This window comes from Mesorhizobium muleiense (genome assembly GCF_900099905.1).
GTDB classification, from domain to species: domain Bacteria; phylum Pseudomonadota; class Alphaproteobacteria; order Rhizobiales; family Rhizobiaceae; genus Mesorhizobium; species Mesorhizobium muleiense.
The window spans coordinates 140384-154649 of the sequence record NZ_FNEE01000009.1 but is presented as its reverse complement, the minus strand read 5'-3'; the positions used below and the strand labels follow the sequence as shown (position 1 = coordinate 154649).

The 14266-nt window shown below is 62.2% G+C and carries 15 protein-coding genes; 8 read left to right on the top strand and 7 right to left on the bottom strand.

Annotated features, from left to right (window positions below; all coding sequences use genetic code 11):
• Positions 1-13: 13 nt before the first annotated feature.
• The 4 genes from BLT09_RS17760 to BLT09_RS17745 form a co-directional block, all read right to left on the bottom strand.
• Complete coding sequence (locus tag BLT09_RS17760; protein ID WP_091595162.1) at positions 14-1564, bottom strand: AbgT family transporter; 1551 nt, start codon at positions 1562-1564, stop codon at positions 14-16.
• A gap of 363 nt (positions 1565-1927) precedes the next feature.
• Positions 1928-2851, bottom strand: a complete 924-nt coding sequence (locus tag BLT09_RS17755; protein WP_091595160.1) for a DUF6492 family protein — start codon at positions 2849-2851, stop codon at positions 1928-1930.
• Positions 2848-3666, bottom strand: a complete 819-nt coding sequence (locus BLT09_RS17750; RefSeq protein ID WP_091595158.1) for a WecB/TagA/CpsF family glycosyltransferase — start codon at positions 3664-3666, stop codon at positions 2848-2850. Before BLT09_RS17750 ends, BLT09_RS17755 begins: the two co-directional genes overlap by 4 nt.
• Positions 3663-4835 (bottom strand): glycosyltransferase, encoded by a 1173-nt coding sequence (locus BLT09_RS17745; protein ID WP_091595156.1) that lies wholly within the window; start codon positions 4833-4835, stop codon positions 3663-3665. The genes BLT09_RS17750 and BLT09_RS17745 overlap by 4 nt, the downstream gene beginning before the upstream one ends.
• A gap of 175 nt (positions 4836-5010) precedes the next feature.
• Here BLT09_RS17745 and BLT09_RS17740 point away from each other — a divergent pair, with 175 nt between their 5' ends.
• The 3 genes from BLT09_RS17740 (at position 5011) to proC (ending at position 8241) form a co-directional block, all read left to right on the top strand.
• Positions 5011-6009: a glycosyltransferase family 2 protein gene (locus BLT09_RS17740; RefSeq protein WP_091595154.1), complete on the top strand. Its 999-nt coding sequence runs from the start codon at positions 5011-5013 to the stop codon at positions 6007-6009.
• A complete protein-coding gene (locus tag BLT09_RS17735) occupies positions 5978-7297 on the top strand; it encodes an O-antigen ligase family protein (RefSeq protein WP_091595152.1) in 1320 nt (439 codons plus the stop codon). Before BLT09_RS17740 ends, BLT09_RS17735 begins: the two co-directional genes overlap by 32 nt.
• A 128-nt stretch (positions 7298-7425) precedes the next feature.
• A complete protein-coding gene (gene proC / locus BLT09_RS17730; RefSeq protein WP_091595150.1) occupies positions 7426-8241 on the top strand; it encodes a pyrroline-5-carboxylate reductase in 816 nt (271 codons plus the stop codon).
• Positions 8242-8327: 86 nt separating this feature from the next.
• Here proC and BLT09_RS17725 read toward each other — a convergent pair whose 3' ends face one another.
• The gene (locus BLT09_RS17725) at positions 8328-9644 is read right to left on the bottom strand and encodes an NAD(P)H-dependent oxidoreductase (protein ID WP_091595148.1); all 1317 of its coding nucleotides are present in this window, start codon (positions 9642-9644) and stop codon (positions 8328-8330) included.
• 196 nt (positions 9645-9840) lie between these two features.
• Here BLT09_RS17725 and BLT09_RS17720 point away from each other — a divergent pair, with 196 nt between their 5' ends.
• The 3 genes from BLT09_RS17720 (at position 9841) to BLT09_RS17710 (ending at position 12640) form a co-directional block, all read left to right on the top strand.
• Positions 9841-10614: an SDR family NAD(P)-dependent oxidoreductase gene (locus BLT09_RS17720; RefSeq protein ID WP_091595146.1), complete on the top strand. Its 774-nt coding sequence runs from the start codon at positions 9841-9843 to the stop codon at positions 10612-10614.
• A gap of 210 nt (positions 10615-10824) precedes the next feature.
• A complete protein-coding gene (locus tag BLT09_RS17715; RefSeq protein WP_139172625.1) occupies positions 10825-11544 on the top strand; it encodes a hypothetical protein in 720 nt (239 codons plus the stop codon).
• A 175-nt stretch (positions 11545-11719) separates the two neighbouring features.
• Positions 11720-12640, top strand: a complete 921-nt coding sequence (locus tag BLT09_RS17710) for a YihY/virulence factor BrkB family protein (RefSeq protein ID WP_091595142.1) — start codon at positions 11720-11722, stop codon at positions 12638-12640.
• A gap of 33 nt (positions 12641-12673) precedes the next feature.
• Here the strand turns inward: BLT09_RS17710 and BLT09_RS17705 are convergent, their stop codons facing one another.
• Positions 12674-12952, bottom strand: coding sequence for a DUF3606 domain-containing protein (locus tag BLT09_RS17705; RefSeq protein WP_091595140.1), 279 nt, complete (start codon positions 12950-12952; stop codon positions 12674-12676).
• Between the two features lie 216 nt (positions 12953-13168).
• On the opposite strand from BLT09_RS17705, the gene BLT09_RS17700 reads away from it, so the two are divergent.
• A complete protein-coding gene (locus tag BLT09_RS17700; RefSeq protein WP_236473004.1) occupies positions 13169-13453 on the top strand; it encodes a hypothetical protein in 285 nt (94 codons plus the stop codon).
• Between the two features lie 197 nt (positions 13454-13650).
• Complete coding sequence (locus tag BLT09_RS17695) at positions 13651-13851, top strand: CsbD family protein (RefSeq protein ID WP_091595138.1); 201 nt, start codon at positions 13651-13653, stop codon at positions 13849-13851.
• A gap of 128 nt (positions 13852-13979) precedes the next feature.
• On the opposite strand, the gene BLT09_RS17690 is transcribed toward BLT09_RS17695, so the two are convergent.
• The gene (locus BLT09_RS17690; protein WP_091595325.1) at positions 13980-14180 is read right to left on the bottom strand and encodes a hypothetical protein; all 201 of its coding nucleotides are present in this window, start codon (positions 14178-14180) and stop codon (positions 13980-13982) included.
• Between the last annotated feature and the right edge of the window lie 86 nt (positions 14181-14266).

The following is a 14266-nucleotide window of genomic DNA, read 5'->3' as shown; positions in this document are numbered from 1 at the left end:
GCTGGATCAACCATTACAGGCCCCATGGGAGGCCAAACGCCTGCCAGCCCGCGAAGAGTGCCGTCCACAGGACGTACATCCACAGGACGTAGGGAAGCATCAGCGATACGATCGTGCCAACGCCTGCGGATTTGTCGTATTTTTGGGCAAATCCAACTACGAGAGCAAAATAGGCATTGAGCGGGGTAATCGCGTTCATCGGTGAGTCACCGACACGATAAGCCGCCAAAACAGCTTCCGGCTCGACGCCGAGTTTCATCAGCAAAGGCACGAAGACCGGAGCGAAGATCGCCCATTTCGCGATTGCTCCAGTCAACAGCAGATCGATGATCGCGACCACGAGGATGAAGCCGAGCAGAAGGGGCAATGCGCCTATGTTTGCAGCTTGCAGCGCACCCGACAGGCTCAGCGCCATAACCGTTCCGATGTTGGTGTAGGTAAAGTAAGCGACGAACTGGCTGAGCACGAAGAACAGAAAGATCGTCCCGCCCAGGTTCTTGATCGACTTTTCAATCGCGCCGATGACCTCGGTCAGGGTGCGCAGCGTGCCGGCTCCGATGCCGTACGACCAGCCGGTCACCAGGAAGATCAGCATGATCAGCGCGATCAGGCCGTTCATGAAGGGCGAGTTGCCGATCAGTTCGCCGGTTTCGGGGTTTCGCAGCGGCGCCCAAGACGGCAGTGTCAGGAAACAAAAGACGAGGATCAGGCCGATCAGCCCGTATAAGGCATAGCGCAATCCGCGGGATTCTCTTTCGGACAGTCCAGCACTCTGATCGGGAACCGTTCCATCCCCGGACTTCTCGGGCTTGTAAACCCCGAGCCGCGGTTCGATCATGCGGTCGGAGATGAACGCGATGATCACTGTCAGAAACAGCACGGATGCTATGGAGAACCAGACATTCGAGGCCAAGCCGATCGATCTGTTGGGGTCGACGAGATGCGCCGCATCGTTCGTGAATTCGACCAGCACTGCATCAAGCGGCTTGATGAGCATATTGACTGTAAAGGCACCTGCCACAGCGGCGAAACCCAGGGCGAGACCGGCAAGCGGGTGACGCCCGACTGCGAGATAAGCGATACCGGCCAGTGGAATCAGGACCAGATAACCCGCGTCGGCGGCAACGCTGGCGATGATGCCGACGAAGGCGAGGATATAGGTCAGGGCCCAGGGCGGTGATACGACTACGAGCTTTCGGATCAGCGCGGTGACCAGGCCGGATTCCTCCGCCACGCCGGCGCCGACCATTGCTGCGATCATCAGCCCGACCGCAGTGAAGCTCATGAAGTTGGGAATGAGCGAGGCATACAGAAAGCGTATGCCTTCAATGCTCAGCAGGCTACGGATCTCGGTGGTCGCCGTTTCAATCTCATGCGTATCCGCATTGATGCGTTCGAACGTCACCGCGGCGCCGAAGGCGCTCAGGAGCGCCGACAAGACGATGACGATTGCAATCAGGATCAGGAAAATGACGACCGGATGAGGAACCATGTTCCCCACTCTTTCGACTGCGTCGAGAAATCTTTGCATTGCGGTTTTTGGAACCGCATTCGCGTTGGGCATCTCGGCCTTCCTCTCTGCAGGACCCGCGCAGCGCGTCCCCCCGGCAATACTCAGATCAAACGGGCTTTGAGCTTAGCCCTCTACTGTGAGGAGTCATGAGCGCAGAATCCAAAGCCTTGGCCGCCTGTCCCGAAATCGCCCGTAAGTCTTTCACGCCCGATCGCCCTGACAATGAAACACAAGGAATGGAACGATCAGCGTAGACTCTGGACTTTAAGCGGATGTGTAAGGGCGGCGGCAATTGCTAGTCTCGGTCAAGGTTCTCGAAGAGCCATGAGCAGCCGTGATGCTTAAATACTTTGGGGTTCGGTCCCGGCATTGTCATGCAGAAGCGGGTCGAGGTAATCGCGCTTTTGCCCAGCACTAATCGAGCCCGATCAGGCGGCGGATGCGGCCGACATCGGTGCCGATGAAGGACTGCATGCCGATGGCCACCTGTTGCGGCGCCATGGCGGCGACGAAACGGCGGAACTCGTCATCCGACAGCGCCTCGCCCGTCCAGTGGACGCGGCAGAACGCCTCCGAGTCATGGAAATGGCCGGCGCCATCGAGCACGTCGTCGACATAGCGGCCGTAGATCATGCATTCGGAGAATTTGCGCGCCGCACCAACGATTTCGACCCAGTTGCGGCCATGGATCGTCTCGATCCGCGCGCACAGCGCCGTCACGGTTTGGCGGCGCCAGGCAATCAGCGTCGAAATGTAGTCGTGGGTCGAAACCTCCGATGGCTCGATGCCAAGCGCCGAACCGGCATTGCGCGACCAGATGCGATGCTCCTCATGACCGTCACCAGACAGCACGCCGTCGCGGCGGAACAGCCGCACCTTGCCATCGCGCCAGAAGGCGCTGCAGTCGAAAGGTTTTAGGAACGCCACGTCGGAATCGCAGAAGACCAGCACGTCTTCGCCGGCATGCGCCGATATCGCGATGCGGCGAAGCTGCTGCACATGCCAGCCGCGCAGCGGCTTGGTCTTCAGGCTGAGCCAGATGCGCCGGCGGAACAGGCTGAGCGGATCGTCGAAGGCATGCAGCCAGCGCGGCAACAGGTCCCGCTCGTCGACGATGGTGCGGCGATTGTTCTCCAACTGACGAAACAGCGCCACGTCACGATGCTCGACAAGAATATAGTGGTGCGCCACGCCGGAAACGTAGCGGTCGATTGTGTCGCACAGCAGGCGGCAGCGCTTCAAATCCGGCGCATAGCTTGCCGTCACGACCGCCGCCGTCGGCGCCCGGGGAAGGAAATCGGCCTCCGTGTCAGGGCTCGGCACGAACCGGTTGTTCAATGATCTGCTCCGGGGCCCGCTTTGGGGCGATTTTTGGCAGGAGCGGGCCTGCGCAAGAATTTCTGGCCGATGACGCGCCACAGGAACAGGGGATTGCCGACCACGTAGCGGCGCCAGAGACGGCCCGGTTCGATCCACAACCGAAACAGCCATTCGAGCCTGAGCCGACGCATCCACAGCGGCGCCCGCGGCACCGTGCCGCTCAGGAAATCGAGCAGCGCGCCGACGGCGATCGGCAGCGTGCAGTGGCGCGCGTCGATGTGGCGCGCGATCCATAATTCCTGGCGTGGCACGCCCATGGCGACAAGCAGCACGTCCGGCCGCAATCTGGCGATGCGATCGACTATTGCCGGCTCCTCGGCGGGAGAGAAATAACCGTCATGGATGACGACGAACCGGTGCTGCAACGCGAGCGCTGCCAGCTTCTTCGACGCCGCCTCGGCGTTGACACGGGTCGCGCCGAGCAGCCCCACGGTCAGCGGCCTGGCGGACGCCTGCAGGAAGGCAGGGATGAAATCGGTGCCGTTGAGATTGTCCGGAAACGATGCTCCGTAAAGCAGTTTCGCCGCCAGATCGACGCCGACGCCGTCCGGCAGGATGAGAAAATCGTCGAGCGCCTCGGCAACGACCGGGTCCGTATAGGCGACATTGGCGTTGTGAGCGTTGAGAAAGGTGATCTTGGTGAAGCGCCGCTCTGCAATCAACCGGGTCAGGTGCGCGACCGCATCGTCCCAGCGGATGGCAAGGACCGGGATGCCCAGGATCGATTTCAAGCTGTCGGCCCCGAAAACGGCGCGGGTGTTGTGCACATTCATACAAACATCTCCTGGCCGACAGGCCCGAGCTTTTCCAGGCCGAGCCTGATTGCGGCATGGAGCGCCTTCAGCTGCCGGCGGTGGAAAGCGCTGCCGTCGACGTCCCCGACATCGGCCACTGCTGCTTCCAGGGCGCCGGCGAAGGCGACCGGATCATCGGTCACCACGCAATTGACCGGGCGATGGTCGATGCCGCGCAGCGAATGGCTGGTGGCGACGGAGGGCAGGCCGAGTTCGAAGGTTTCGATGGTCTTGAGCTGCACGCCGCTGCCGGAGGTGCTGATCAGCGGGATGACGGCGGCGCTGCGCACGAATGCCTGCGCGTCCGGCACGCGGCCGACGAATTCGACGCCGGGATGCGCGGACGCGAGGCCCGACGGCATGCCGCCGGCAATCCTGACCCGGAAATCGGGCCTGAGATGCGGCACCACCTTTTCCAGGAACCAGTCGAGACCGATGCGGTTCGGCTGCCAGGTCCAGGTGCCGATCAGCGCCGCGTCGCAGTCGATGCGGCGCGGGGTCTTTTGCACCGGCGGCTCGGCGCAGGTCACCAGCGGCAGCACCGCCGAGCGGTCGTCGGAGGCGACGCCGAGCGCTGAGCGATCTTCCTCGGCCAGCGTGAAGACGAAGCGTGCCCGGCGACAGAGCCGTTCTTCCACAGTCTTGAGCAGCCTTGCCTCACGGCGAAACAGCAGGCGCTGGAAAAGGCCGCCGGCGGCAGCGGCGTTCTCACGCGCCGAACGATGCTCGACATTGTGGGCGACGAAGATCGACGGCCGGTCGCCGAAAAGCCTTTCGAAGGCGCCGGCGAACTGCACGGAATTCAAGACGTAGCCGTCGAAAGGGCCGGCGCGTTCGACGGCGGCGCGGACCTCGCTGGCGTTGACCACGCGCAGCTTGACCGACGCGAAAGTGAGGCCGGAGAGCATCGCCCTTGCAACCCAGGCGAGCTTTTGCAGCGATGAGGCGGTTTCGGTGCGCACATCGACGGCGCCGAGCACGATGGTGTTCTTCGGATCGCTCGCAGGCTTGCCCGGCCAGGTGAAGCCGATCACGGTGACCCGCGCGCCGGCGCGCCGCAACGCGGCGATGATCGCGGCATTGGCGATCTCGTAGCCCGAGGCAAGAGCCCCGTCGGGCACGATCGATGTGGCGAACAGCAGATGCATCTCACCTATCCTAAGCGGATACAGCTAACAAAGCGCGGTGAAGCCTTGATTAAGTGAAGATATTTGGTGGCCCGGCGTTGCCGATTTGCGGGCTTGTCCACGAAGGTGATAAACGAAACGTTATCATCACGGATGCTATCGAGAGCCAAACTCACCAATCCCGGGCTGGACACGGATGATCCCTTTGCCATTGGACGGTTCGGTATCGATCGCAGGGCGGTCGCCGGGACTTGTCGCCGCTGCCGTCGAGGCGGTCGTTACGCTGCCGACCTTCAAACGGCCCGAGCAACTGCTGGCGACGCTGGCATCGCTCAAGGCCCAGGAAACCAGCAGACGCTTCGCAATCATCCTCATCGAGAACGAAGCCGAGGCGCGCGCCGGCGCCAGGGCGGCACTGCCGCTGTTCGAGCGCGGCGATATTCCGGGCATGGTGATCGTCGCGCATGAGCGCGGCAATTGCAGCGCCTACAATGCCGGCTGGCAGACGGCTATCCTGCACTTTCCTGACTTCAGCCATCTGCTGGTCATCGACGACGACGAGATCGCCGATCCGCAGTGGCTCGAGCGCATGTGCCAGGCGGCCGAGACGCTCGGTGCCGACATTGTCGGTGGCCCGCAAATGCCTGTGTTTGCCGACGCGGCCCATGCCAGTTGGGCCGAGCACCCGGTCTTTGCGCCACCTTATCGGCAGACCGGGCGGGTACCCGCGCTGTATTCCTCCGGCAATTTGCTGGTCGGCCGCAACGTGCTCACCGCCATGGGGCCGCCCTTCCTCGACCTGAAATTCAACTTCATGGGCGGCGGCGATTCCGATTTCCTGAGCCGGGCGGCACAAACAGGTTTTGTGCTTGGCTGGTGCGCCGAAGCGCAAGTGCATGAAACAGTTCCGGCCCGGCGCATCGAGGCCGACTGGATCCGTGCCCGCAGCCTGCGCAACGGCGTCATCTCGACACTGGTCGAGAAGAAGAAGCGGGCCGGCACGCCGTTCGCCGGCACCAGGGTTTTCTTGAAGAGCCTGGCGCTGCTTGCCGTCTCGCCGTTTCGCGGCGCGGCCAGGCTGGCGCGGACGGGGTCGTTGGCGACGGCCTTATACCCAATCCATGTCGCTGTCGGCCGCGTGCTTGCCGAATTCGGATATGCCAATGAGCAATACCGGCAGCCTGAGAAGAACTGAACGCGCGCCGCTCAGCGCGGCCTTCACACGCGACGGTGTCGCGACCGCGATCGCCGCGCTGCTGTTCACTGTCATCCTGGTGTCGTTCCGTCCGTTCCAGCCGGCCGGCGCCGCAACGACCGGCGATGGCGGCGACATCGTCAACCAGCTCGGCTTCGGCTCGCTTGGCGCGATCTCGGTCTTCTCGCTCATGGCTTTTGCCGACCCGCGCGTGGTGCGCTCGCTGCTCAGCCCGTCCTGGCTGCTGATGCTGGCTTTGCTGATGCTTTCGGTGGTGATGGCAACCGATCCGCCGTCGGCCATGCGCGCCGCCTTCTTCACGCTGATCGGCATTTTGACGATGGTGACGATCCTGGCGCTGCCGCGCGACGCCGAAGCTTTCTCGAAAGTCATCATCTTCACCATCGTCGTCGTCATGGGCCTGTCCTATATCGGGCTCATCGTCTTTCCAAACGAGGCGCTACACACCGCCGCGTCGCTGGAGCCGGAACATGCCGGCCTGTGGCGCGGCGTGTTCACCCACAAGAACATCGCCGGGCCCGTCATGGCCTGCTTCAGCTTCGCCGGGCTGTACCTCTACCGGCGCGGACAGCGGCTCTGGGGCGCATCGATCTTTTGCGCAGCGATGATCTTCATGCTGCACACCGGTTCCAAGACGACGGCCGGACTGGTGCCGTTTTCGATCCTGATCGTCGTGCTGCCGAGCCTGATCGGCATGCGGCTTGGCACGCCGATCCTGTTCGCGCTGGCCATCATCGCCGCAGCGATCGGCACGCTGGGCATCGTCTTCCTGCCGCCGGTGAAGCATCTGGCGGCACTCTATTTCCCCGACCTGACCTACACCGGACGCACGACGCTTTGGGAGTTCGCCGGCGAGATGCTGGCGAAGCGGCCGTGGACCGGCTATGGCTTCGAGAGCTTCTGGGGCACGCCGCTGCTGTTGAACCAGGACCAGCCTTTCGACCGGGCCTGGGACATCAGAACCATCGTGCACGGCCATAACGGCTATCTCGACATCGCGGTGCTGATGGGCATCCCGGCGCTGTGCGTGGCCGTCTACACGTTCCTGGTCGCGCCGCTGCGCGATTACATGCGCATTCCCTTGCGCAAGGAGAACATCTATCTCGGCGACTTCTTCATGATGGTGGTGCTGTTCGCCGCGCTGAACGCCTTCCTCGAAAGCTTCTTCTTCCATCGCGCCGACCCGGTCTGGCTGCTCTTCGTGTTCGGCATGTTCGGCCTGAGGCAAGTGTCGCTGCGGCCGATGGCGGTTCGTGGTCCGTCCTGATCCTGCGTCCCAACAGGGCTTCCCCGCCTAGTCGCGAGGGTCTATGGGAGAACATCTTTTGGTTTGAGCATCGGATTTTGCCAAAACCGGTACCCACTTTTGGGCCCAATGCTCTGCGGAGGTTTTCCATGACGATCAGGCTTGTTCTCGCCGGCTGCGGCAATATGGGCTACGCCATGCTTTCCGGCTGGCTGAAATCGGGCAAGCTCCCCCCGGCGGCGGTTTTCGTTGTCGAGCCCAATGCCGATCTGCGCAAGCGCGCCGAAGCGCTGGGCTGCAGTGCCGCCTCGGATGCCGGCGGCATTCCGGCAGACGCGGTGCCGGCCCTCGCCGTCATTGCGGTGAAGCCGCAAGTGATCCGCGAGGTGACCGCCGCCTACAAGCGCTTCAACGATGGCCGCACCACCTTCCTCAGCATCGCCGCCGGAACGCCGGTCGCCACTTTCGAATCCATTCTGGGCGATCGCGCGCCGATCGTGCGCTGCATGCCCAACACGCCGGCGGCGATCGGCAAGGGCATGATGGTGGTGTTTTCCAACCGGCTGGTTACCATCGATACGATACGTTTCGTTTCTGATCTGCTCTCGGCGAGCGGCGAAGTGACTGATATCGAGGACGAGGGCCTGATGGACGCGGTGACGGCGGTGTCAGGGTCTGGCCCGGCCTATGTCTTCCATTTCATCGAAGCACTGGCGGTGGCTGCCGAGACGGCCGGATTGCCAGCCAAAACCGCCAGGCTGCTGGCCGTGCAGACGGTCTATGGCGCCGCCTCGCTCGCCGCCGAAAGCGGCGAAGATGCGGGCGTGCTGCGCCAGCAGGTGACCAGCCCCAACGGCACCACGGCCGCCGCACTTGCCGTGCTGATGGGCGAGGACCGGCTGATCCACCTGCTCACCGACGCAGTAGAGGCGGCACGGCTGCGGTCGATCGAGTTGGGAAAGTAGCGGCTTGTCCGAGGTCGCACCCAAGGTGCGGGATACAGCGCTCTACGGCGCCCCCCTCTGTCCCGCCGGCATCAAAATTCTGCGCACTACCCCGCCCCGTACAGCATCTCGTCCTGCAGCCGGCGCAAGGCGAACAACCTGGTGGTCGGGTCGGGCGCGGCATTGGCTGATGTCAGCAGCTCGCCCTTGCTGACCGGCCTCAGCACCTTGCCGCCTTCGAGCAGGCCGACCGGCACGGCGCGGTTGGCGCGGGCCTCCTCGACAGTCATCGTCCAGGAGCGGTAGCAGGTCTCGCCGATGGCGTCGAATTTCTCTCCCGCCGCCAGATCGCGCTTGGCCACGGCGCAGACCTCGGCAACCGGCCTCGGCAGCGGCACCATGTCCGGCTTGCCATAGAGCGCGATGCGCGCGGCGGTGAGCGGCACTTCCAGCGAGGTCAGATGATAGGGCCGGAAGAAGCTGTAATAGGGTCCATGGCCGATATGCAGATCGTCCATGCGCTCGATGATGCGCGGATGCGTGGCCTCGACGATGACGAACACGCCGGGCGCCACGCCTTTGCCGATGGTGTAGTCGACGACGCCCTTCCTCGACAGGATGCCGCCGTCGGCGCGCGGGATGAGCACCTTGGCCAATTCATCGCGGTCGGCCTTGGGACCGTGCATGCCGGCAATGTCGGGCACCAGCCCGGTGGCGTTGGCGATGGCGCACATCTCGACCATGGTCTTCGAGCCGTCGACGAACTCGACCAGCATGCGCGGGTTCATGTTGCGGCGCAGCGCTTCCGCGCGATAGTCGTCAGGGATGGCGTCATGGTTGAGCGGGTTGTTCTTGCCCTTGCCGGCGCAGACGATGGTGTAGCCGAGCGCGGAGGCGAACTCGATCAGTTCCATGCAACTCGACGGCTCGTCACCGGCGCCGACCGAATAGACGACGCCGAGGCGGTCGGCCTGCTGCTTCAGATAACAGCCGATGGTGACGTCGGCCTCGACATTCATCATCACCAGATGCTTGCCGTGCTGCATCGCCATCAGGTCGAAATCGGCGGCGACGCCGGGCTTGCCGGTGGCGTCGATGACGATTTCGATCAGCGGATTGGTGACCAGCATCTCGTTCGAGGTAATGGCTATTTTTCCGCTCTCTATCGCCTCGCTGAGCTTCGACGGCGTATCGGCCTCGCGCGCCATCGCCTCATCGCCATAGGCGATGCGGATGGCATCACGCGCCGTGTGCGGGCGGCGGGTCGAGACGGCGCACACCGAAATGCCCGGCATCAGCATGCCTTGCGTCACCAGGTCGGTACCCATCTCGCCTGAGCCGATGACGCCGATGCGCACCGGTCGGCCTTCCGCGGCACGCTTGGCGAGATCGCGGGCAAGCCCGGTCAAGGCGACGTTGGTCATGCGCAAGTCCACTGCTTTTGATCTGAAGGGGGAATAGCAGGGAACGGCAGCCTTTTGCCAACGAAACCGGCCGCCGTCGGCAATTTCTTGCGGCTGGCTTTCGCGCCGCGAGCGGATAGTCTTCCCAGTTACTGTTCAGAGATGAGGAGACCGCCCTGTCGGGCGGCGCCCCGACAGGGCTCTCAGGGAGGTTGAGATGACAAACGAGTTCACGCCGAAATTCGATCTGGCTGACAAGGTGGCGCTGGTCACCGGCGCCTCGCGCGGCATCGGGCGCGCTTGCGCGCTCGCCTGCGCCGGCTCTGGCGCCGACATGATCGTTGGCGTTCGCAGCGCTGCCGACGGCGCGGATATCACCGCCGAGATCGAGCGCATCGGCCGGCGCGCGCTGGCGGTACAGATGGACCTCACCGATCTGGCGACGGTGCGAAAAGCGGTCGCCGACGCCCACGCCGCCTTCGGCCGCATAGACGTTCTGGTCAACAATGTCGGGCTCGGGCCTGAAAACCTCGCGGAGAACGTGACCGAAGCGGATTTCGACCTCACCGTGAACGTCAACCTCAAGGGCACGTTCTTCACCACCCAGGCCGTCGGACGGCTGATGATCAAGCAGAAATCCGGACGCATCATCAACATCAGTTCGCAGGCCGGCACGGTGACGCTGAAGGGCGAAGCGATCTACTGCATGACCAAGGCGGCGATAAACCACCTCACCCGCTGCCTCGCGGCCGAATGGGCGCAGCACAAGATCACCGTCAACAGCGTCGCGCCGACCTTCATCTGGACCGACGGAACACGGCCCTCGCTCGCCGATCCGGACTTTCATGCCCATGTGCTTGGGCACATCCCGCTCGGCCGCATCGGTGATCCGATCGATGTCGCCGGCACGGTGGTGTTCCTGGCCTCGCCCGCCGCGTCAATGATCACTGGCGCGAATGTACTGGTCGATGGCGGCTGGTCAGTGGCGTGAGCGACGTCTCGCTGATGGCTGCAAAGACACGTCTGGACAGTACAGCCAACGCCGCACTTGCCCCGTCAGGTTCGCCATACTTACGCCGTCAGGGCACCGGGCAGGTGGCCGGGCATTACGAAGCGGCAACTTGACAACGGTCCAGTCTTTCAAATTGAGTGAAATCACGATTAATAGAGAACCGGCACAAGACAGATGGGCGAGACACATATGGCATGGGATGAAAGAAAGATCGGTTACGGCAACGGCCACTATTTCATTCAAATGGGCCTTGCGCTGCTGGTGCTCGTCTTTCTCATCGCCCTGCCGCTCGCCTTTCTTCCCGAAGATATCAGGAAGTTCTACCTCAGCGAGGGCGGTCCCATCGAAGTCTTCTCGGCCGCCGGTTACCTGATCGTCGTGGCGACGCTTGTGCGGGAAATGTCCTATCGGGAGTTGCTCAAGCGCTGGTATCTCGTCGCCATAGCGATCGCGATGTGCCTGCGCGAGTTGGACTTCCATGCGCATTTCACCACCCACAACATCACCAAGACCACCCTCTACATTTCGCCTGACGTTCCGCTGTTGGAAAAGCTGATCGGCGCGACGGTCGTTATCGCCCTCGCCATTGCCTTCTATTTTCTCCTCAAAGACGGCCTCCGTAGCTTTGTGCAAGGGCTTCGCCACGGCGAGGCGACTGCCGTTGCCATTGCCGCCGCTATCGGTTGCGCCGTCCTTTCGAAGGTCATCGACGGGGCGCCGTCAAATCTCACATTTCTCGGCATCCATGTTGCCCGGAACGATACCTCGGCAGTGTTCGAGGAAATCCTCGAATTGGGGATTCCGATCTATCTGGCCATCGCGGCATTCGCGGCCTTCCCGACGCAGGATGCTCTCACAAAAAGAGCCGCCGGACAGGTCGCGCCAAACAAGCCAGGATCGGTCATCTGATTGCTCTGCGACGCCTTCGTCATCCTAGGGTCTGCGCCGCGTCGCTTCGCTCCTTGCTCCGCCCCAGGATGACGAAGTGGAGGGGTGTTTCAGCCAATCCTAAAGGTTGCGACCTGCCACGCTCTGGTCCGCCGCGGTGCTGCCTCTATTTGCTTGAGAAGCAGGCGAGGCAAACATGTGGGATGTGGCGAAAGAGGCCTGGACACTCCTCAGGGAGAGCATCGTCGGCTTCATCAATGACAATGCCTTGAGCCACGGGGCGGCGATGGCGTTCTATGCCACGACCTCGCTTCCGCCGATCCTGCTCATCGTCGTCGCCATCGCAGGCATGGCCTTCGGAAACGATGCGGCACAGCTGGCGCTTTCGGCCCAGATGGCGGGCCTGATGGGTCCGCAGAGCGCCGAGCTCCTGCAAGCGACAATCGAGAACGCAGCACACAAGGAGGCGGGAACTCTGGCGAGCATTTTGGGTCTCGTCACGCTGCTGGTTACCGCATCCGGCGTGTTCGGCGAAATGCAGGTTGCCCTGAACGAGATCTGGAAAGTCCAACCGGGCGGCACATCGATTTCACGTCTCGTGCGGGCACGAGCTGCCAGCCTGGGTCTGGTCGCGGCGCTTGGCTTTCTGCTGCTGGTGTCCCTGGTCGTAAGCGCGGCAATATCGGCGCTTGCAAATATCATCAACGCATATCTACCCTTTGGCACCCTCATCCTCAGCGCGATCAGCGGCATCGTTTCGTTTGCGCTTATCGCGCTGTTGTTTGCGGCAATCTACAAGGTCCTGCCCGACCGCGCGCTGCAATGGCGCGACGTCGGCGTCGGCGCTGTAGCAACGGCGTTTCTCTTCACGATCGGCAAGTCGCTGATCGGCTGGTATATCGGCACCAGCGCCCTCGCATCGTCATACGGGGCAGCCGGCGCACTGCTCGTCGTGCTGCTGTGGGTCTTTTATTCATCCGAGATCTTTCTGTTGGGCGCCGAATTTACACGAGCTTACTCGGTTCGACACGGCAGCCGATCCGATCTGGAGGCGACCATTGAAGCAAGCAAATCGCGAGCAGAAGCCGGCCACGGCGGCCATGATCGAAAAGTCTGAAAACGAAGTCTGGAATTTTTTTCAGCCGGTTGCTCACTGCCTCCCCAAGCCACTTCCTCCATCAACACCGGCGCTAAAACGCCCGCCGCGGCGCCCTGAGGCGAGCATGGCTTTGGCCGGTCGCAGCGACGCGCGAAGTTCCTTCGCCGCAGCCACCAGCTTGGCGCGGTCGCTTCCATATCTCCTGATCAACTGATGGACTTGCGCCGGGGTGATGCCATTTTGCCGGGCAAAATGCCTTACCACATAATCCTCGCTGCCAGAAATCCGATCCCGGTGGCGAGGATAGAGCTTCGCCGCGTCGGCTGCCATGTTTTACTCTCCTTTGTCGCGTTTGCTGACGATGTATGATTGGCCAACGCGAAAGGGGCGATTTCGTTGCCGCATGTGACACCAAAGCGCCTTTTCGCCGCAGCCCGGACGCATCGCCAAAGCAATCAGACCGAAGCACGCCTTTGGTTTAATCCAGACGTCGATTTTTCGAGACTCAGTCCTCTGGCGCGCGCATGATATGGGCGGGGAGAAAATATGGGCAGGGAGGAAAAAGCCATGCGGGAATTGCCAAAGAGCATTGACGCAGACGTTGTCATCGAAATCAGCAGGTTGCTCGACGACCGTGCGAAGTCGGCACCAGTGCCAGTCCACAAGCTTGCCTCGATGATCTCGAATAGTGTCGAGACCGACTTGCCGACAGCGTCCATCGAAGAGTTGATCGTTGAAATGGCCATGACCCGCCAACTCCCGATGCTGTTCGATCTACCGGGCGCGGATACGGACAACGTCATCTCGATAGCCTTGGCGCGCGCCACCTGATCGGCAGGGGAAGCTTCCCGTCGAGTGTGATTTCAAGACGCGGATCGTCTGCTCGAATTCGCCCCGCTGGCTTCGGCCGGCGGCTTTTGCTGCGTCGCCAATAATAATCGTCCCAATAAATAATCGTCCTGGCGGTCCGCCGTCGGGAACGTGTGGTGTCCGTTTGCATTTCCCTTTGAGCAGCAAAGGAGGAATTCATGAACTGGGATCAAATCAAGGGAAAATGGATGCAGTTCAAGGGTAGGGCCAAGGAGCAATGGGGTGACCTCACCGACGATGACCTTGATCGCATCGAGGGCAATCGTGACCAACTCGCAGGCCGTATCCAGGAGCGCTATGGAATCGCCAAGGAAGAGGCAGAGCGCCAGGTGGATGACTGGTCCAGAAGCCTCACCTGAGTCTTCAATATCCAGGCTGCGCCGTCGATCGGCGCAGCCTCGACATCATCCAAATTCACGCTTGCAAATGTGGTGCATGCGACGGTGGTGAGTTGATCTGCGCCAGCCGTCGCTCCCGGTTTTCGGAGCTAGCGCGCCGCTTGTCTCTTGGCTTGCACGGCGACGGCGGTAAGGAAAGCCGTTGCGGCAGTATCGCACGCCGCTCGGGACGGGCTATAGGCGAAAAGGATCAGTTCGGCGGCCCTTGTCGTAAGGCCGTGCTTTTTAGCGAAAGCAGTTATTTCGTAAGGCTTGTCGTGGTCTATGGCCAGTTCGTAGTCCGCATTCATTGCTTCCTCCCGTTTGCGACGTTCCTCGCCTTGGCCCCCTCCGCGGCGCAAGGATTAACGTCCCCGGCATTGAGAGAGTCTACCAA